The 20,012-nt window shown below is 68.1% G+C and carries 15 protein-coding genes; 7 read left to right on the top strand and 8 right to left on the bottom strand.

The window, feature by feature from the left end; translation table 11 throughout:
- Positions 1 to 6: 6 nt before the first annotated feature.
- From JHC79_RS06455 to JHC79_RS06445, 3 genes are all read right to left on the bottom strand, one after another.
- Positions 7 to 1,107 carry a hypothetical protein gene (locus JHC79_RS06455; protein WP_296389341.1) on the bottom strand — a complete coding sequence of 367 codons (1,101 nt, stop codon included), beginning with the start codon at positions 1,105 to 1,107 and terminating at the stop codon, positions 7 to 9.
- Positions 1,108 to 1,141: 34 nt separating this feature from the next.
- Positions 1,142 to 1,516, bottom strand: a complete 375-nt coding sequence (locus JHC79_RS06450) for a hypothetical protein (RefSeq protein ID WP_296389340.1) — start codon at positions 1,514 to 1,516, stop codon at positions 1,142 to 1,144.
- 167 nt (positions 1,517 to 1,683) lie between these two features.
- Entirely contained in the window at positions 1,684 to 2,568 is an 885-nt protein-coding gene (locus JHC79_RS06445; protein ID WP_296389339.1) for a hypothetical protein, read from the bottom strand.
- A 203-nt stretch (positions 2,569 to 2,771) separates the two neighbouring features.
- Between JHC79_RS06445 and JHC79_RS06440 the strand changes: the two genes are divergently transcribed.
- Genes JHC79_RS06440 through JHC79_RS06425 form a run of 4 tightly spaced genes read left to right on the top strand, consistent with a single transcriptional unit; the run spans position 2,772 to position 6,268 of the window.
- Positions 2,772 to 3,692, top strand: a complete 921-nt coding sequence (locus JHC79_RS06440) for an ABC transporter ATP-binding protein (protein WP_296389338.1) — start codon at positions 2,772 to 2,774, stop codon at positions 3,690 to 3,692.
- A complete protein-coding gene (locus tag JHC79_RS06435) occupies positions 3,689 to 4,483 on the top strand; it encodes an ABC transporter permease (protein WP_296389337.1) in 795 nt (264 codons plus the stop codon). The genes JHC79_RS06440 and JHC79_RS06435 overlap by 4 nt, the downstream gene beginning before the upstream one ends.
- 52 nt (positions 4,484 to 4,535) lie before the next feature.
- Positions 4,536 to 5,657 (top strand): sensor histidine kinase, encoded by a 1,122-nt coding sequence (locus JHC79_RS06430; protein WP_296389336.1) that lies wholly within the window; start codon positions 4,536 to 4,538, stop codon positions 5,655 to 5,657.
- Positions 5,654 to 6,268, top strand: a complete 615-nt coding sequence (locus tag JHC79_RS06425; RefSeq protein WP_296389335.1) for a response regulator transcription factor — start codon at positions 5,654 to 5,656, stop codon at positions 6,266 to 6,268. Before JHC79_RS06430 ends, JHC79_RS06425 begins: the two co-directional genes overlap by 4 nt.
- 5 nt (positions 6,269 to 6,273) lie before the next feature.
- Here the strand turns inward: JHC79_RS06425 and JHC79_RS06420 are convergent, their stop codons facing one another.
- A complete protein-coding gene (locus tag JHC79_RS06420; protein ID WP_296389334.1) occupies positions 6,274 to 7,203 on the bottom strand; it encodes an alpha/beta fold hydrolase in 930 nt (309 codons plus the stop codon).
- A gap of 482 nt (positions 7,204 to 7,685) precedes the next feature.
- On the opposite strand from JHC79_RS06420, the gene gltB reads away from it, so the two are divergent.
- Both gltB and JHC79_RS06410 read left to right on the top strand, forming a co-directional pair.
- The gene (gltB, locus tag JHC79_RS06415; protein ID WP_296389333.1) at positions 7,686 to 12,293 is read left to right on the top strand and encodes a glutamate synthase large subunit; all 4,608 of its coding nucleotides are present in this window, start codon (positions 7,686 to 7,688) and stop codon (positions 12,291 to 12,293) included.
- Entirely contained in the window at positions 12,286 to 13,752 is a 1,467-nt protein-coding gene (locus JHC79_RS06410; protein WP_296389332.1) for a glutamate synthase subunit beta, read from the top strand. The genes gltB and JHC79_RS06410 overlap by 8 nt, the downstream gene beginning before the upstream one ends.
- A gap of 100 nt (positions 13,753 to 13,852) precedes the next feature.
- On the opposite strand, the gene JHC79_RS06405 is transcribed toward JHC79_RS06410, so the two are convergent.
- Together JHC79_RS06405 and JHC79_RS06400 are read right to left on the bottom strand one after the other, a co-directional pair.
- Positions 13,853 to 14,314: an enoyl-CoA hydratase gene (locus tag JHC79_RS06405; protein WP_296389331.1), complete on the bottom strand. Its 462-nt coding sequence runs from the start codon at positions 14,312 to 14,314 to the stop codon at positions 13,853 to 13,855.
- Between the two features lie 117 nt (positions 14,315 to 14,431).
- Positions 14,432 to 15,313, bottom strand: coding sequence for an SMP-30/gluconolactonase/LRE family protein (locus tag JHC79_RS06400; protein ID WP_296389330.1), 882 nt, complete (start codon positions 15,311 to 15,313; stop codon positions 14,432 to 14,434).
- A 189-nt stretch (positions 15,314 to 15,502) separates the two neighbouring features.
- Here JHC79_RS06400 and JHC79_RS06395 point away from each other — a divergent pair, with 189 nt between their 5' ends.
- Positions 15,503 to 15,646: a hypothetical protein gene (locus JHC79_RS06395; RefSeq protein WP_253661207.1), complete on the top strand. Its 144-nt coding sequence runs from the start codon at positions 15,503 to 15,505 to the stop codon at positions 15,644 to 15,646.
- Positions 15,647 to 15,653: 7 nt separating this feature from the next.
- Here the strand turns inward: JHC79_RS06395 and JHC79_RS06390 are convergent, their stop codons facing one another.
- Together JHC79_RS06390 and lysX are read right to left on the bottom strand one after the other, a co-directional pair.
- On the bottom strand, positions 15,654 to 16,562 hold the full coding sequence (locus JHC79_RS06390) for an alpha/beta hydrolase (protein WP_296389329.1): 909 nt from the start codon (positions 16,560 to 16,562) through the stop codon (positions 15,654 to 15,656).
- Positions 16,559 to 19,963 carry a bifunctional lysylphosphatidylglycerol synthetase/lysine--tRNA ligase LysX gene (lysX, locus tag JHC79_RS06385; protein WP_296389328.1) on the bottom strand — a complete coding sequence of 1,135 codons (3,405 nt, stop codon included), beginning with the start codon at positions 19,961 to 19,963 and terminating at the stop codon, positions 16,559 to 16,561. Before lysX ends, JHC79_RS06390 begins: the two co-directional genes overlap by 4 nt.
- Positions 19,964 to 20,012: the final 49 nt, after the last annotated feature.

Here is a 20,012-nt window from a genome sequence, read left to right as displayed (position 1 = left end):
CCCTCCTCATTTCTCGGCCAGTGTCGCGACGATGGGCAGCAGTTGGCGGGCCGTGTCGCACGGGCCGCCGACCACGACGATCGGGTAGTAGAGCGTCGGTTCCGTCGAGCCGCCTCCGGCGAACGATGTCGCTTTCCCGGCTGTGGTCGTGAAGACGCAGCCACCGTTCTGCTCCTGCGAGAAGACGGTGCGGCCCCCGATGTCGGAGGCTGTCAGTCCCTCGCGGTCGCTGGCCATACCGCCCTCGGTCCGCAGGGCGTAGACGACGTTGACGGCCACCGGTGACTTCTCCGTCCCGAGGGTCAGCGCACATTTGTTGACCCCGGTGTCATTGCTCGGCTGCCAAGCTGTCATTGATGTCCCCGCGGGTAGCTTCCTGGTGATCGCGCAGGGATCCCTACCCACGATGGGCGCCACCTGGGGCCCTTGTTTGCGGACGGGGAACTGTTTGCTCGACACCGTCTTGGCGGCCGGCGCCGCCAGCTTGCGTGTCAGATCACAGCCGGGGCGTGAGGCGTCGCTCGTGGACCGCTTGATCTGCAACCACACCGCGGTCGCCGGGCGGGTGATCCCGGGAGTGTCGCCACGCGCGGTGAATCGTGGGTCCGCCGGCGGTTGGATCTCGATCGACGCGGTGCAGTCCAGGCTCCCGTCCTCGAACACGACCGCCTGGTCGGACATGGTCTCGGTGAAGAACTTCGAGTTGGAACTGTCCTCATCCGGCGGCCGCACAGCGAACGAGATGTAGACATCGGCGTCGTACTTCTGGCCGACGTTGATCGACGCCTGACATGTGTTGATGGAATCGGGCTCCAGCGTCGCCGGGGATCCGATCGCGCGTAGCTGCTCCGGCGTGATGAACCCACAGGGGTCGGTGGACCTGATGAACGTCGCCTGCGCGATGCGGGGCAGGTCTCGGAATGCGACCGGTGAACCGTCCACCGTGACGAATCCGGGCTTCTCGGCGATCGGCACGGCGCTGCCACTAACCTGCGGTGACCAGAAGACCGCCAACCCGACACCGGCGGCGACCACGGCCACAACCACCAGGGCCGCGAGCACCACCGGTCCGCGCCTCGGGCGACCGTGGGGCGGGTACATCGTCATCACGACCTCGTTTCCCTGCTGTTGGCGTGGTTCGTCATCGCGTCGGGAAGCTCGAGACCGCCGAGGGGCACGCTTTCCAGGCGCCACCTTCCTTCCGGAAGTACACGGTGATGGGAGCAGCGGAGCCCTGGGAGACGGTCACGGCGGCATCGTCACCCGAGGTGCGAACGCCGGTGACGGTGGTCTTCGGTCGAACTGTGGGGGGTCCACCACGCGCGCCGAGTTCGGCGAACCGTCCGGCGTCTGCCTGACAGGTGGACGAGCGCAGAGCGTTGACGTCACCGGCGGCGAAGGCTGAGGTGTACGTCGTGACGGCCTTGTCGATCGCCCCGTCCTGGGACTCGCCTCCACCGGATGTCGCGGCGACGGTGATGCCGACCGCCCCGCCCACCACCGCGAGGACGACCACGATCAGGATGATCAGACGTCGAGTGCGTCGGCGTCGCGGGGGTCTATGGGGCGACATGGTGGACGGGCCGTACGGGGGTGTCGGTGGCCCACCTGGCTGATCCCACGCGTACGGCGACGGGCCCCACGCCGGACCGGGTGGACCATTCTGGTCACCGGGTCGCCAGGTCATCGGACGGCGTCCAGAGTCGCCTGCAAACCGGGCAGCGCATTGCCCATCGCGGTCGCGAAGTAGTCCCCGTTCGCGTCCGCTCGGTCGATCCAGGACTGCGATCCGCCGCTGAGGCCGGCGATCACCGACGAGGAGCGGATCAACACGCCCTGTGGGGTGGCCCAGGCCAGGTTCGCCCGCGCGGTGAGGATGAAGTACATGTACTGCGGCGGGAGCTTCAGGAACCCGTCGACGTAGAGCAAGCGTGTCGGCGTGGCGTTGAGCATCGGCACCACCGCGGGGCTACCGTCCGCGTTCGCCGGTACGGTCTCGTTCGCCCCGCTGATGGAGGGGTCCAGGGATCCGACCCAAGGTTTTTCGGCCTTGGGCAGCTGCGACGGATTCGACCCATCCGGTATCGCGGCTTGCAACACACCGAGCAACGGGAGCAGCTCACGCGGGGGCGCGAGTATCCCGTCGGGCGTCCGCAACGCGGGCTTGGGTTCGACGTAGTTCGCGGGTATCGCCTCGATCGCCGCGGCGGCACGGGACATGAAGTCATCCGGCGGACGGCGGACATCACCGGGCAGGTCCAGCGCGTTCAGGAAGTCGACACAGTCGTTGAGAGCCTTGATCAGGATGTCCTGGCGCTTACCGATCTCGGTCTTCTCACGGTTGTACCGGTCCGACGCGGCCTGTTGCGCGGGGAGTACGAACACATGCGGAGCGCTGTTGTGGGCATCGACCTCTCGCTTGACCGCAGCCACCGCGATGGCGTGCTCGCCACAGGGCGTGCCCGCGACGGGCACCGGTTTCTGAAGAGGAGGCGTCGGGGTGGGTGCGGCGGACGTGGTGGCCGGGGCGAGGGTGATCAGCAGCGCACCCGCAACGGCCAGACTCATTGCCGCACGGCAGACGAATCGCACCTGGGGTCGTCCTTCACATCCGGCGCAGACCGAAGGGCCGCGATCGGTCAACTTGTCACGCGTACGATAACGGCCCGGCGATCCTTACGCCAGCTCACCATCGCCCATGACATCCGTCATGTGCCATCGGTGACATCTGATCCCGTCGCCCTCGCCCTCGCAGGCGCACTGTCATGACCATGAACATTCCACTCGCACTCCGCGCCGAAGGATTGACGAAGTCCTTCTCCGATCGCCGAGGCGGTGTCGTGCGCGCCGTCGACGGCGTCGACCTCGCCATCCGTCAGGGGGAGGTCGTCGCGTTCCTCGGCCCCAACGGGGCCGGCAAGACCACCACGCTGGACATGATCCTCGGTCTGAGCACCCCCGATTCCGGACGTGTCGAGCTCTTCGGCCGTAGTCCTGCCGACGCCGTTGCTGCCGGCCGCATCTCCGCCGTGACGCAGACCGGCGGTCTGCTCGACGACTTCACCGTCGGCGAGACGGTCGCCATCGTCGCCTCCACGTACGGCGGCTCGGTCGATCCCGCCGAGGTCATGGCCCGCGCGGACATCGCCGGTATCGTCGGCCGGAAGGTCTCCAAATGCTCTGGTGGGGAACGACAGCGGGTGAAGTTCGCGCTGGCATTGTTGGGAGACCCCGACCTCATCGTCCTCGACGAGCCGACGGCGGGGATGGACGTCGAATCCCGCCGGGGTTTCTGGGCCGCGATGCGCGACGACGCCGGCAACGGGCGCACCATCGTCTTCGCGACCCACTACCTCGAGGAGGCCGACGACTTCGCCGACCGCATCGTCATGATCGCCGGCGGACGGGTGGTCGCCGACGGGTCGACCGCACAGATCCGCGCTCGGGCGTCGGGCCGAGTGGTGTCCGCCGCAGCCGACGCCGACCGGATCGACTGGATCATCGCCAACGCCCCGAACGTCACCGCCACGGAGGTGCGCGGCGGTCGCGTCTACCTGACCACCGAGGATTCCGACACCGTCGCCCGGTTCCTCTTCCACCACGACGCCGCCCACGATCTCGAGATCGTCGCCCACAACCTCGAGGACGCATTCGTCGCCCTCACCTCTGCCACCCCGGAGAAGACCCGATGACCACCCTCACCACACCCGCCGCCACGACCCGAGCCCTGCGCGGCTTCTCCCCGACGTACGTGCGGCTCGACGTACGCCGGGTCCTACGCAACCGTCGCGCCATGATCTTCACCCTCGCGATGCCGACGCTGCTCTACATCGTGTTCGGTGCCACCCAGAAGTACGGCTCGGACATGATCGGCCACGCCAACACCGCCGCCTACGTCATGGTGCACATGGCGGTCTACGGCTCGATCCTCGCGACGACGACCAACGCCGCCTCGGTGGCGCTGGAACAGCGGGACGGCTGGACGCGCACGCTGCGGCTGACGCCGTTGTCGCCGCTCGCCTACGTCGCGTCGAAGGCCATGGTCGCCATGTCCATCGCGGCACTGCCGCTGCTGTTGTTGTCGATCGTCGGCGCGTTCACCGGCGCCCGCGCGCCCGTGGCGATCTGGGTCGGCTCGATCCTGCTCGGATGGCTGGGGTCGTCGGTGTTCGCCGCGTTCGGCATGGCCATCGGCAGTGCGCTGAAGTCCGAGGCCGCGATGCAGGTCAGTGGCGGCGTGCTCACCCTGCTGGCGTTCGGCGGCAACGTGTTCGTCCCACTGCAGGGCGCGATGCTGACGTTCTCGATGTTCACCCCGATGTTCGGCATCAACGCGCTCGCCAACTACCCGATGACCGGCGGCGACACCGTCTACGGGGAGCACATCCCGCTGTGGGTCGCCGTCGCCAACATCGGTGTGTGGGCGGCGATCTTCACCGCAGCCGCGGTGTTCTTCTACCGCCGCGGCACCGAACGCCAGTGACCTGCGCTCGCATCGAGACCGAGATCGCACCCGCACCCATAGAGTCGCAGAGGTGAACACCGGCGTCCTGGCCCGCCTGAGGGCCCGCGGCAACGCCCAGCGAGACGTGCGCTGGGCGTTCGCGGCCGTCTGGCTGGTCTTCCTGGGCTATCCGGTCGCCGCACTGCTGTCGTCGGACAAGTCGGCGGGAGCCATCGCCTACGGCCTCGCGATCATCGCGCTGTTCGCGGGGATCTACATCGCGGCCTGCATCCGGGTGATCCCGTTCCGCCTGGACGACCCCGATCACCGCGAAGCCGCGGTGTTCCTCGTCGTACTGGTGATCGTGGTCGCCGCCTCGGTCCCGGTCATCGGCCAGGCGGCGATGGCCATGGCGCCGTACCTGATCGCGCTGTCGGTCTTCGGGCTCGGCCAACGGGCCGGGATCGCGATGGTGGTCGCGATCGTCGTGGTGGCCCTGCTGGGTCCGCAGGTGGTGCCGGGCTGGGACTTCGACGGAGGGATCGTGACGGCGATCCTGGTGTCCGGTGGCGCGATGCTGGTGGCGCGGAACCTGCAGATCCGCGAGCGCGAGCGTGAGTTCGCCGAACACCGCAAACGCGAACTCGACGAGCAGCTCGCCGTGATCGCGGAGCGGGAACGGGTGGCGCGCGACGTCCACGACATCCTCGGACACTCGCTCACGGTGATCACGCTGAAGTCCGAACTCGCCGGACGCCTCGTCGACATCGATCCCGATCGCGCCAAACTCGAGCTCGCCGAACTGCACTCGTTGTCGCGTCACGCGCTCGCCGAGGTGCGGTCCACCGTGGGTGGCCTGCGCACGCCGGATCTACGAACCGAACTCGCGTCGGCGCGCACCGCGCTCACCGCCGCCGAGATCGAGGCCGACCTGCCCACCGACCTCGCCGACATCTCGCCTGCGCGCAGCGCACTGTTCGCCTGGGTGGTGCGCGAATCGGTGACCAACGTGGTGCGTCACAGCGGCGCCCGTCGGTGCGTGGTCGACGTCGCCGACGGACACATCGAGGTCGTCGACGACGGCTGCGGCATCGACGAACACGCCTTCGGCAACGGTCTGCGCGGGCTCACCGAGCGGGTCGACGCGGCGGGCGGAGCGCTGAGCGTCCGGGCGACCGGGACGGGCACCGCGGTGCGGGTGACGCTCGGATGAGCACCCCGATCCGGCTGCTGCTCGCCGACGACCAGGCGTTGGTCCGGGGCGCGTTGGCAGCCCTGCTGGGTCTCGAGTCCGACCTCGTCGTCGTCGCCCAGGTCGGGCGCGGCGACGAGGTGGTCGCCGCCGCCGCCGCGTCGGCGGCCGATGTCTGCCTGCTCGACATCGAGATGCCCGGTGCCGACGGTATCGAGGTGGCGAGGCTGTTGAAAAGCGAACTCCCGCAGACACGGTCGCTGATCGTCACCACCTTCGGCCGCCCCGGCTACCTCCGTCGTGCGGTGGAGGCGGGTGCGTCCGGATTCGTCGTCAAGGACACCCCGGCGGCCGAGCTCGCCGACGCCGTCCGGCGGGTGCACGCCGGGCTGCGCGTCATCGACCCGACGCTGGCGACCGAGAGCCTCACCGACGGCGACAGCCCGTTGACCGACCGGGAGCGAGAGGTGCTGCGCGCCGCGCTGTCCGGGGCGACGGTGGCCACCATCGCCGGCCAGGTCCACCTGTCCGCCGGGACCGTGCGCAACTACCTGTCGAGTGCGATCGGCAAGACCGGTGCGAACACCCGCGCCGAGGCGGCGGCCACCGCGCAGCGTCGCGGCTGGCTCTAGGACGTCTACGCGCCCGACAGCGGCGACGAGAACGAGCAGGGTGCGATCGGAGAGGCCGGATCCAGTGCGTGCAGAACGTAACTGAGCGCCCGTCGGTCGTAGGTGATCGACAGATGGTCGGTGTAGTCCTGGCTGCACGTGCGCTGCAACTCGATGTTCGTCACGTCGGGCCCGGTGAGGAACGCCGAGGTGTACGGCGTGACCACCTCGTCGTAGCGGGTCTCGATGACGGTGTAGCGGACCCCGGGAACGGTGTCGCCGCCGGCGTTGAGCCGCCGCAGGAAGTCCGACCCGACGATCTGCTGGCGGATGGCGGTGCCCAGACCGAGTCGTAGTGTCTCGGGGACACCGGGGATCAGCCCGAGCCCGAGAACCGTCGTCCCGTGGTTCGACGGAGCCAGCCCGATGAGCTGATCGACCGAGGCGGCGCCGCCGAGGTTCTTGAGGTAATACCGCGGCATCATGCCGCCCTGGGAGTGACCGACGATGTCGACCTTCGCCACCCCGGTCGACGCCTTGACCCGGTCGACGAACCGGGCGAGCTGCGCGGCCGACCGCTCGATGGGACCGGTGCCACCGACCTTGCCCGCACCGGGAAAGCCGAGGTAGTCCGACCCGGGCTGTTGCCCGAAGTTGAACGCGTACACGCAATATCCGGCGTTGCGCAGCAACGGCGAGAGCGCCTGCCAGTCAATCGTCATGTTGAACAGCGTCCCGTGACTGAGGACGACCGGCCGGGGGTGCGCCGCTGTGGGTCGGCAGTTCCAGTCGTTGGCGCCCGGCGGCGAGCTGTCGGGCCGGTCGATCGCCACCGCGGTGGCCGCACCGAGCGAGTAGGTGACAGGCAGTGGACGGGCCGATGCCGTGGCGGCGAGCCCGGTCAGGGCCAGGGCTGCGATCACCGCGGTCGTACACAGGGTCACCACTGCGCGCATGCGAGCGCCTTTCTCTTTGCCCGTTGCCAACCGGGTCGATGGATCCTTTGCTCAACGTATGACCGCCCCGCCGCCGCTGTCTCCGGTTCTCGCGGATTGCGCAGTATCGTGGGGTACTCGGCCTCCACCCGCTCATCGCTGCAGCAGACGGCGCAGCAGATGGCGGTTCGTGGCTCGGCCCCGACCTCGACGATTCCTGGCTCCGATTTCAGCTCTGCGGGACCGTCGTGAGAAAATTGACCGATGATCTCGGACCGGGGAGACCCCTCGGCGGTTATCAACGGATGCCATGACCACAGGTGAGTGGATCCGCACATGTCAGCAACGGCGCTGACACTGCAGCGCGATCACCAGCTGATCGGCGTGTACGCGCTGGTCAGAGCCGAATGAGGCAGTCCTAACTGGGGCTCACGACACGCCAGTGCCGTAATCTCAGCCGCAGTGAGGCATGTTCGCGTCAGCGCGATGTAAGGGCGAAACAAATGAAGCAGGCTCCCCGCCCCATAGGGCAGCGTTACCCGAGTCCACAGGGTCTCTACCACCCCGCCAACGAGCATGACTCGTGCGGCGTGGCCTTCGTGGTGGACATGCACGGACGGCGTAGTCGCGACATCGTCGACAAGGCCATCACAGCCCTGGTCAACCTCGAACACCGTGGCGCCGCGGGTGCCGAGCCGAACACCGGTGACGGCGCGGGCATCATGATCCAGGTCCCGGACAGCTTCCTGCGTGCGGTCATCGACACCGAGCTGCCGCCCGAGGGGTCCTACGCCACCGGCATCGCCTTCCTCCCGCAGGGCTCGACCGACGCCAAGACGGCGTGCGAGTCGGTCGAGAAGATCGTCGAGGCCGAGGGTCTGACCGTCATCGGCTGGCGCGACGTCCCGATCGACGACTCGTCGCTCGGTGCCCTCGCCCGCGACGCCATGCCCACCTTCCGTCAGCTGTTCATCACCGGCGCATCCGGCGACGAACTCGAACGGCGAGCATTCGTCGTGCGCAAGCGCGTCGAGACCGAACTCGGCACCAAGGGTGCCGGGCAGGACGGTCCCGGTCGCGAGACCGTGTACTTCCCGAGCCTCTCGGGCCGCACGTTCGTCTACAAGGGCATGCTCACCACGCCGCAGCTGCGTGGGTTCTACCTCGACCTGCAGGACTCCCGGCTCGAGAGCGCCCTGGGCCTGGTCCACTCGCGCTTCTCCACCAACACCTTCCCGTCGTGGCCGCTGGCGCACCCGTTCCGTCGGATCGCGCACAACGGTGAGATCAACACCGTCACCGGCAACGAGAACTGGATGCGCGCCCGCGAGGCGCTGATCGACACCTCCGTCTTCGGCGCCGACACGGCCGAGAAGATCTTCCCGGTCTGTACCGAGGGTGCCTCGGACACAGCACGTTTCGACGAGGTCCTCGAGCTCCTGCACCTGGGTGGTCGGTCGTTGCCGCACGCCGTGCTGATGATGATCCCGGAGGCCTGGGAGCGTCACGAGAGCATGAAGCCCGAGCACCGGGCGTTCTACCAGTACCACTCCACGCTCATGGAGGCGTGGGACGGACCGGCGTCGGTGTGCTTCACCGACGGCACCGTCGTCGGCGCGGTCCTCGACCGTAACGGCCTGCGCCCCAGCCGGATCTGGGTCACCAAGGACGGACTGGTCGTCATGGCGTCGGAGGTCGGTGTCCTCGACATCGATCCCGCCGACGTCGTCCAGAAGCTGCGTCTGCAGCCCGGCCGCATGTTCCTGGTCGACACCGAGCAGGGGCGGATCGTCGACGACGCCGAGATCAAGGACGAGCTCGCGTCGCTGCACCCGTACCAGCAGTGGCTCGACGACGGGTTCCTCGCGCTCGACGATCTACCGGATCGTCCGCACACCCACATGCCGCACGACCGGGTTCGCCTGCGCCAGCAGGTCTTCGGGTACACCACCGAAGAACTCAACCTGCTCGTCACCCCGATGGCCAAGGCCGGCGCCGAGGCGATCGGGTCGATGGGAACCGACACCCCGATCGCAGTGCTCTCGCAGCGTTCGCGCACCCTGTTCGACTACTTCCAGCAGCGTTTCGCCCAGGTGACCAACCCGCCGCTCGACGCGATCCGTGAAGAGGTCGTCACCAGCATCGGCGTCACCATCGGCAAGGAGGGCGACCTCCTCAACCCGACCGCCGAGTCGTGCCGGCAGATCGAGCTCGGTCAGCCCATCCTCGACAACGACGCGCTGGCCAAGCTGGTGCGCATCAACGAGGACGGGAACTACCCGGACTTCCGCAGCGTCCAGATCCGCGGTCTGTACCCCGTGGCCGAGGGCGGCGACGGTCTGCGCGCGGCGCTCGACGACGTCCGGTCGCAGGTCTCGGCCGCGATCGCCGACGGGGTTCGCCTCATCGTGCTGTCCGACCGTGAGTCCGACGAGAAGCTCGCCCCGATCCCGTCCCTGCTGCTGACCTCCGCGGTCCACCACCACCTGGTGCGGGAGAAGACGCGCACCCAGGTCGGTCTGCTCGTCGAGGCGGGTGACGCCCGCGAGGTGCACCACATGGCGTGCCTCGTCGGCTTCGGTGCCGCGGCGATCAACCCGTACATGGCACTCGAGTCCATCGAGGACATGGTCGAGCGCGGTGTGCTCGGCGACATCGACTTCGCGACCGCGCAGAAGAACTACATCAAGGCCGCGGGCAAGGGCGTGCTCAAGGTGATGTCCAAGATGGGCATCTCGACCCTCGCCTCGTACACCGGCGCGCAGCTGTTCCAGGTCATCGGCATCTCGCAGGACACCGTCGACGAGTTCTTCACCGGACTGCAGAGCCACCTCGACGGCATCGGTCTCGACGAGATCGCCGCCGACGTCGCCTCGCGCCACACCCTGGCCTTCCAGGCCCGTCCCGAGGAGCGCGCGCACCGCGAGCTCGAGGTCGGCGGTGAGTACCAGTGGCGCCGTGAGGGTGAGTACCACCTGTTCAACCCGGACACCGTGTTCAAGTTGCAGCACGCGACGCGCACCGGGCAGTACAAGGTGTTCAAGGAGTACACGAAGCTGATCGACGACCAGTCGACGCGGATGGCGTCGCTGCGTGGTCTGTTCGAGTTCAACTTCGGTGACCGCGACCCGATCCCGATCGACAAGGTCGAGCCGGCGTCGGAGATCGTCAAGCGCTTCTCCACCGGTGCGATGAGCTTCGGCTCGATCTCCGCCGAGGCGCACGAGACCCTCGCGATCGCCATGAACCGGCTCGGTGGTCGGTCCAACTCCGGTGAGGGCGGCGAGAGCGTCGACCGCTTCGAGCCCGACGAGAACGGCGACTGGCGACGCAGTGCGATCAAGCAGGTCGCGTCGGGACGTTTCGGCGTCACGTCGCACTACCTGACCAACTGCACCGACATCCAGATCAAGATGGCGCAGGGCGCGAAGCCCGGTGAGGGCGGCCAGCTCCCGCCGCACAAGGTGTACCCCTGGGTCGCCGAGGTCCGTGGCTCGACGCCCGGCGTCGGTCTGATCTCGCCGCCGCCGCACCACGACATCTACTCGATCGAGGACCTGGCGCAGCTGATCCACGACCTCAAGAACGCCAACCCGGCGGCCCGCATCCACGTGAAGCTGGTCTCCGAGGTCGGCGTCGGCACCGTCGCCGCGGGTGTGTCCAAGGCCCACGCCGACGTGGTGCTCATCTCCGGTCACGACGGCGGCACCGGTGCCACCCCGCTGACGTCAGAGAAGCACGCCGGCGCACCGTGGGAGCTCGGCCTCGCCGAGACCCAGCAGACGCTGCTGCTCAACGGTCTCCGCGACCGCATCGTCGTGCAGGTCGACGGTCAGCTCAAGACCGGCCGTGACGTCGTGGTGGCCGCGCTGCTCGGCGGCGAGGAGTTCGGTTTCGCCACCGCGCCGCTGGTGGTGTCGGGCTGCATCATGATGCGGGTCTGCCACCTCGACACCTGCCCCGTCGGTGTCGCCACGCAGAACCCGCTGCTGCGTCAGCGGTTCACCGGCAAGCCGGAATTCGTCGAGAACTTCTTCATGTTCATCGCCGAGGAGGTGCGGGAGTTGCTGGCGCGCCTGGGATTCCGCACCCTGCAGGAGGCGGTCGGTCAGGTCGCCGCCCTCGACACCGCCAAGGCGCTCGCGCACTGGAGTGGTGCGAAGGCGGGCAAGCTCGACCTCTCGCCGATCCTGGCCGAGGCGGACTCGCCGTTCATGAACCAGGACCTGTACTGCTCGGGCCGTCAGGATCACGCGCTCGACAAGGCGCTCGATCAGCAGCTCATCGCGCAGAGCCGCGCGGCCATCGACAAGGGCGAGCGGGTGTCGTTCACGTCGGCGATCTCGAACGTCAACCGCACGGTCGGCACGATGCTCGGCCACGAGGTGACCAAGGTGTACGGGGCATCCGGCCTCCCCGAGGGCACGGTGATCATCGACTTCACCGGGTCGGCGGGCAACAGCTTCGGCGCGTTCCTGCCCAAGGGCATCACGCTGCGGCTCGAGGGTGACGCCAACGACTTCGTCGGCAAGGGACTCTCCGGCGGTCGCATCGTGATCCGTCCGTCGCGCGTCGCGCCCGAGGGGTTCGTCGCCGAGGAGAACATCATCGCCGGCAACGTCATCGGCTTCGGTGCCACCGGCGGGGAGATCCTGCTCCGCGGAGTGGTGGGCGAGCGGTTCTGCGTTCGTAACTCCGGTGCGGTAGCCGTCGTCGAGGGCGTGGGTGACCACGGATGTGAGTACATGACCGGCGGTCGCGTCGTGGTGCTCGGTGACACCGGCCGCAACTTCGCGGCAGGTATGTCCGGCGGCATCGCGTTCGTCTACGACCCGTTCGGCAAGCTGCCCGACAACCTCAACACCGAGCTCGTCGATCCCGACGAGCTGGATTCCGACGATCTGGAATTCCTGCACGGGATCATCGACAAGCACGGCAACGAGACCGATTCACCTGTGGCCGCAGCCATCCTGGCCGATTGGGACAACACCAAGAACAAGTTCATCAAGGTCATGCCGCGCGATTTCAAGAAGGTGCTCGCGGCGATCGAGTCGGCAGAGAAGGACGGCCGCAACGTGGACGAGGCGATCATGGAGGCTGCACGTGGCTGATCAGCGAGGGTTTCTCAAGCACACCGAGCGGGAACTGCCCAAGCGGCGTCCGGTCGACCTGCGTCTGCAGGACTGGCGTGAGGTCTACGAGGATTTCGATCGGACGGTCCTGCGCGAGCAGGCCAGTCGCTGCATGGACTGCGGGATCCCGTTCTGCCACATGGGTTGTCCGCTGGGCAATCTGATCCCGGAGTGGAACGACCTGGTCTACAAGGACCAGTGGGAGGACGGCATCGACCGTCTGCACGCGACGAACAACTTCCCGGAGTTCACCGGTCGGCTCTGCCCGGCCCCGTGTGAGGCGTCGTGCGTGCTCGGCATCAACCAGCCCGCCGTGACCATCAAGCAGGTCGAGGTCGAGCTCATCAACAACGCGTTCGACCAGGGCTGGGTGAAGCCCGTCCTGCCGACGGTGAAGACGGGCAAGTCCGTCGCCGTCGTCGGTTCGGGTCCGGCGGGAATGGCTGCCGCGCAGCAGCTCACACGGGCCGGTCACGACGTGACCGTGCTCGAGCGGGCCGACCGCATCGGCGGTCTGCTGCGGTACGGGATCCCCGAGTTCAAGATGGAGAAGCGCCACATCGATCGTCGGATGGAGCAGATGGAGGCCGAGGGCACGGTGTTCACCACCGGCGTCAACGTCGGTGTCGACATCACCGTCGAGCAGCTCCGCGCCGACTACGACGCGGTGGTGCTGGCCAACGGCGCGACCAACTGGCGCGACCTGCCCATCCCGGGCCGTGAACTCGAGGGCATCTACCAGGCCATGGAGTTCCTGCCGTGGGCCAACCGGGTGCAGCTCGGCGACGACGTCACCGACGCCGACGGCCAGCCGCCCATCACCGCCAAGGGCAAGAAGGTCGTCATCATCGGCGGCGGCGACACCGGCGCTGACTGCCTCGGTACGTCGCTGCGGCAGGGTGCCGAGATCGTGCATCAGTTCGAGATCATGCCGCGTCCGCCGGAGGAGCGTGCCGAGGCCACCCCGTGGCCGACGTACCCGCTGATGTTCCGCGTCTCCTCGGCCCACGAGGAGGGCGGCGAGCGCGTCTTCTCGGTCAACACCGAGAAGTTCGTCGGGTCCGACGGCAAGGTCACCGGACTCTCGGCGCACGAGGTCGTCATGAGCGGCGGCAGGTTCGAGAAGGTCGAGGGCTCGGACTTCGAGCTCGAGTGCGATCTCGTCCTGCTGGCCATGGGCTTCGTCGGACCCGAGCGCGAGGACTTCCTCGACAAGCTGGGCGTGGACTACAACGAGCGCGGCAACGTGGTGCGCGACGACAACTTCGCGACCACCGTCCCCGGCGTGTTCGTCGCCGGTGACGCGGGTCGCGGACAGTCGCTCATCGTGTGGGCCATCGCCGAGGGCCGCTCTGCGGCCGCCGGTGCGGACAAGTACCTCACCGAGCAGACCTTCCTGCCGGCTCCGATCCACCCGACCATGGCGCCGCAGCGCTGACCTGACACAGAGCCGGACACACGAACAGCTCAGACACACGAACAACAGAAGGGCCACCGACAGCATCGCTGTCGGTGGCCCTTCTGGTCGTAGGTGCCGTCTACGGAACGAGGAGATACGCGGTGAAACCGGACCCCTGCGGCACGCGGACGGGGTTGTTTGCCGCATACGGTGCCACGGCAAGCTGTGCCAAACCGGAACCCGTTCGGATGTCGCGGGTCACCGTCTGTCCGCGTTTCGCGCCGAACGCGGCCGGGATGAAGATGTCGCGGTACAGGGCCGTTGCGCTCGTCTGCGACGCGATGACCAGCACCCGACAGGTCGGGTTCTTCTTCCAGCCCGCGCCGTTGCCGATGAACCCGTTCGAGGTCAACGTCAGCCGCGTGATCCCCCGCTTCGGAGACGTGAATCGAGCGGCGACGGTACCGCGGCAGAAGTCGTGGTCGCCGAACGTGGCCAGGGTGCTGTTGTAGATGGTCAGTCCGCGGATGGGTGTCTCCTTCGGCGCGGCTGATGCCGGACCGGCAGCAGCCAATCCTCCGGTGACGACGGCGGCTGCCACCGCTGCCGCCGCTACAAGTGAACGAAAGTACGTGCGCATGAACATCTCCCCGAATCGGTTGGCAAGTCGGGTAGACCGTACTGTACGGATGTTACGCCAGGCGAATGAGGGTGCCGTTCACGTCGTCGCGGGTAGCTGGACCGCCAGGAGCTTGCCATCGCGGGCGACCTTCCGAGCGTGCTCGTCGAAGTCGGGTGCCGCACAGACGAAGAGGGTGCGTCCGTCCTCGCCGCCGAGGCCGCAGGCGAACACGCCGCTGCCGAAGTCGAGCTGGTCCACCACCCCCTGGCCGGCCACCACGTGGGCGATACGTCCGCCGAGCGCGTCGGCGACCCACAGCGATCCGTCGGTGTCGATGGCGCAGCCGTCCGGGGCAAGCCGTATCCCGCCCATCACCGACGCCATGTCGGTCATGTCCGGGAGGTCGCCGAACGTCGCCCAGTCGCGACGCTCGCCGAGGTCGCCGGCGTCGTCGATGGCGAACACGCTGATCCGGTTCGCGAGCGTCTCGTCGACCAGCAGCTCGCCGTCGGGGGTCAACGCCATGCCGTTGGGGAACCAGAGGTCGGTGGCCACGACCGTCGACGAGCCGTCCGGGTCGACGCGGATGACACTCGCGGTGGCCGGGGTGCCCTGATTCATCAGGTCGAAGCCGAAGTTGCCGACGTAGGCGCGTCCGCGGTCATCGACCAGCATGTCGTTGAGGTGGGCCGACACGTGCTCAGACAGATCGGCGTGCACGACGAGCGAGCCGTCCTCCTCGCGTCGCAGGATGGTGTGATCGCGCATCGACACCACGAGCAGACGTCCGTCCGGGAGCCACCCGAGGCCCGACGGCTGCTGAGGCACAGTCGCTTCCACGCGGACGTCAGAGCCGTCGGGTCGCGCCGAGAGCACCTCGAAGGTGTAGAAGTCCGACACCCACACCCGGCCGTCGTGCCACCGGGGGCACTCGAAGTAGGTGTAACCGTCGAGAACGACCGTGGCATCAGGTTTCATGTCTCGATGGAAACACAGTGACCGACCCGCGCGAGGGGCTTCGGCCGCACGATCACGGCCGCGTCTCGTGGGATCGGAACCGCCGAACGGGGCGTGTCGTACGCCGGTGCGGTGGAGTCACACCTGTAACGTGCGTCACACGGACACCAACCGGACACAGGATGTGATCGCACCGTGAAGCTGACGAACGTGAGACCGAACAGCCATCGTCGAACACGGGTCTTCGGACCGATCGGTGGGGGAGTCATCGCCCGCCACCGACTCGCCCGGCTGTGGCCGGAGGACGGTGAGCGGATGGCGACCGCAGCCGAATTACGTGCGCTGAACCTCTAGACCCAACTCATGCGTCGGCGTCGAGAAGACCTGCGCGCCGGGCGAGTCGGGTGATCATGAGTCCCATCGCGGCCGGGTGCTGGGTCACGACGAAGTGGTTCGCGGGACTGATCTCCTCGAACACGCCGCCGAGCATGTCGGCGTAGCGTTCCTGACGCCAGCGCCAGAAGCGCCGCCATCCGCCCGCCTCGGCGAGTGCCGCCACCACCGTGACCGCGGCATCGACGGCGGGCCGTCGGCGACGAAGCTCGATGAGGTCGGCGTTGACCGACGGGAACGCCGCGTTCTCCACCAACGTGGCCCGCAGCATCGTGGTCGTGGTGCACACCGCCCGCGTCCAGAACTGCTGAACTGCGGTGAAACCGCCCGGGGGAGTGGGCAACACCGAATCATGTACGGCGGGACCCATTAGCTGTGGGAGCCGCAGCGCGTCGACCACCCGCACCGCCCGGTGGCAGTTGCGGACCCGGAGCGCGGTGGGCAGGATCCGCCACGGCACCATCACGAACGTCCCGTCGATCATCATCACCGCGGCAGTCCGCTCGGGTCGATCCCGCGCGAACGCCTCGGCGTAGAGCGACGACAGCGAATGGGCGGCGATGAGTACGGGGTCGGTGACCTCTGCCGCGTCGAGAACCGCTGCCATCCGGTCGATCTCGCCGCGCAGCGTGGGGAACCGGTCACGGGGCAGGGATTCGCTGGCCCCGTACCCCGGCCGGTCGTACCGGATGACGGTGAACCGGTCGACGAGTTCGTCGGCGAGCTGGTCGAGGTCGAACCAGTTGCTGCCCAGAGCCGCGAGCAGCAGCACCGGTGGGCCGGATCCCTCGACCAGGACGTGGGTTGTCAGTCCATCGATCTCGACGAGACGACCGGGCAGCGCGACGGGGTCGGTGAGTGCTGTCCGGCGGCTCATCGGGGTTTGGCCAGCGGGAACGCGACGCTCTCGCGGATGGACTGGCCGGTGATCAGCATGATGACGCGGTCGACACCGATGCCGAGACCGCCGGTCGGCGGCATCGCGTACTCGAGCGCGGTGAGGAAGTCCTCGTCGAGTTCCATGGCCTCGGCGTCGCCGCCGGCTGCTCGCTCGGACTGCGCGGTCAGTCGGGATCGCTGCTCGACCGGATCGGTGAGTTCGCTGTAGGCGGTGCCCAGTTCGACACCCCACGCGACGAGATCCCATCGCTGGGCGACGCCGGGGGAATCGGGATCGGACCGCGTCAGCGGCGACACCGACGTCGGGAAGTCCTTGTAGAACGTCGGCATGGTGGTCCGATCCTCGACGAGGTGCTCGTAGAGCTCGAGCACGATCTGGCCGGCATCCCATTCCGGTCGATAGACGATCGCCAGCCTGTCACAGATGGTGTGCAGCTGCTCGATTCCCGTGGAGGCGTCGACGGGCTCGCCGGCCGCCGCCGACACCGCATCGTGCACCGTGACGACGGGCCACTCGCCGGAGATGTCGACCGGCACCGCTCCGTCGGGGCCGGGCCGCATCACGATCGGGCTGCCGTGTGCCGCGGTGGCGGCGTTCTGGATCAGCTCACGGGTCAGATGCAGCATCGTGTCGTAGTCGCCGTGCGCCTGATAGGCCTCCAGGCTGGTGAACTCGGGGTTGTGGCTGAAGTCCACGCCCTCGTTGCGAAAGTTCCGACCGATCTCGAAGACCCGCTCGACCCCGCCCACGCACAACCGCTTGAGGTAGAGCTCGGGTGCGATACGTAGGTACAGGTCGAGGTCATAGGCGTTGATGTGGGTGCGGAACGGCTCGGCGTTGGCCCCGCCGTGGATCCGCTGCAGGATCGGCGTCTCCACTTCGAGGAAGCCGCGGTCGGAGAGGAAGTCGCGCATGGACTTCACCGCCAGACTGCGGGTGCGCAGTCGGTCCCCGGCACGCGGATCGATGGCGAGGTCGACGTAACGCTGTCGGACCCGGGCCTCCGGATCGGTGAGCCCGCTCCACTTGTCGGGCAACGGGTGCAGGCACTTGCCGATCATCCGCCAGTCCGCGGCCAGCACCGACCACTCGCCGCTGCGACTGCGACCCATCGTGCCGGTCACCTCGACCAGGTCGCCGAGGTCCACCGTACGGGCGAAATCGACAGCGCCCGAGACGGTCTCGCCGGCCAAGACCGCGGCATCGAGTACCACCTGGACCGAGCCGGTCCAGTCCCGCACGTCGGCGAAGACGACCTTGCCGAGGTCCCGTAGGCGCAGGACGCGGCCGGCGACGCGGACGTCGGTGCCCTCGGTCTCGGCCAGTGCGTCGGCCATCGCGTGCGACGGGGCCCGCGCGGACGGGTAGGCCTCGACCCCGGCCGTCGACATCGCCGCCAACTTGTCGAGTCGGACCCGGACCTGCTCGGGCCGGCGTACGCCCTCCGAACGGGTCAGGGCGTCCTGGGCGATCTCGGCGACGACGATGTCGGCGTCGAGCCCGTCCGGGATCGCGCACTGCGTGCCGACGTGCGCGCGGGTGTCGCGGCGGAACTGCGGCAGGGTGACGAACCCCTCGGTCACGATCGCGGCGATACCGGCCCGCAGGATCAGTCGCGCGTCCTCGCAGCAGAGGAATCGCGGGGTCCAGGTGGGCAGGTACTTGTCGTTGGACCGGTAGAGCGACTCCATCTGCACGAACCGCGACGCGAAGGTGAGGACACCGTGCGCGCCCTTCATCACCGGTCCGGCGCCGATCTTCTCGCCGTGGGCGAACACCTCGCGGAAGGCCGCGAAGTTCAGCGAGATCCGCGTGATGTTGAACGTCGCCGCGTTGGTGGCCAGTTCGGTGACCATGGTCTCGACGATCCCGTTGATCGAACCGCGGTCGCGACGCATCAGGTCCAGGGAGACGCCGGTGCGGCCCCAGGGGACGAACGACAGCATCCCGACGACCTTCTCGCCGGCGGTGCCCGCGTCCGCGACCGCCTCCACCAGCAGGCAGTCGTCGTCGAGTGGGTCCCCGAGACGGCTCAACGCCATGGCGAACCCGCGCTCCTCGTCGGTGTCCCGCCAGGCGTCGGCGCGCTCGGTCACACCCGCCATCTCGGCGTCGGACAGGTCGCCGTGACGACGTATCCGCACGGTGATGCCCGCACGCAGGCATCGGGTCACGGCTTGACGCACACCGCGCATGTCCGGCCCGGCCAGGCTGTAGGAGCGGGTGTCGACGATGGCCTCGTCGCCGATGTTCAGCGCGGTCATCCCGGCCGCGGAGAATGCGGTGGCGCCGCGTTCGCTGGCCCCCATCGCGGCGGGATGCCAGCCGTAGCGCTCGCACAGTTGGAGGAACTCGGCGATCGCATCCGGCCAGTGTCGGGGGTCGCCGATGGGGTCGCCGCTGGCCAGGCACACACCCACCTCGACGCGATAGGTGATGGCGGCGTGCGCATTCGGCGCGAACACGACCGCTTTGTCGCGCCGGGTGGAGAAGTACGCCAGCGAGTCGTCGTCGTTGTAGGTGTCGATGAGGGCGCGGATGAGTCGTTCGTCGGCGGGGGTCAGCAGGCCCGCGAGTCGCTGCGATCGGAACAGCACGATCGCGGCGAGGATCAGCGCGAGCGCGCCCAGCAGACCGAGGAGCGAGTTGATGACGGTATAGGTGTGGTTGCCGTCGAAGGTGCCCTTGTCCACCGAGGAGAACGTCACCACCCGGTTGAACGCGTAGGCGAGTCGCTGGTCGGCGGTGAGGCTGCGGGGGAAGGCCTCGACCAGACCCCAGCCGACGAGCGTGGCGGCCAGCAGGCCACCGGCGAGCACCGCCAACGCCTTGAGCAGCGCGCCACGGCGCACGCGTGTGTAGAACTGCCGGTAGGTGATCGCCAGGAACACCAGCACGGCGGCGTCGATGCTGAGTCCGATGACCAGGCTGATCCGACCGGCCATGGTGACGTCGTATTCACGACCGATCTCCGGGACCAGCAGCAGCGCGTTGGTGCCGGCGAAGAGCAGCAGGTACAGCGCGGTCAGCCACCACGCCACCCTTTTTCGGGCCGAGATCGCGACGGCCAGCAGGGCCAGCACGAACGCCCAGGCGAAGCTGGTGTCGGGCGCGGAGATGACGTAGCGGTCCACCCAGTCACGCGGTATCGCGATGACGTGGCGAAAGGTCACCGAGACGCTGCTGATCAGGGAGATGGCGGCCAGTGTCCCCACCACGAGGCCCGCGTGGTGCGGAGCCCGGCCGCCGATCCCGCGCGGCGTCCGGATGCGGTCGAGCACGCGTACCGACCGCTCGACCGAGTCGCGGCGGGTGCCGGCGGAGTCGTCGGTGGGGGTGGTGGACCTGGTCGGGATGAGCGAGGTGAGTCCGGCCATGGTAGTAGACAGTAGTGACCACCTGCGTCCCTCACGACCACAACGCCGA

The organism is Williamsia sp., from assembly GCF_016462415.1.
In the GTDB taxonomy this organism is placed as follows: domain Bacteria; phylum Actinomycetota; class Actinomycetes; order Mycobacteriales; family Mycobacteriaceae; genus Williamsia_A.
The sequence above is the reverse complement of the archived record's forward strand: the minus strand, read 5'-3'. Positions and strand labels throughout refer to the sequence as shown.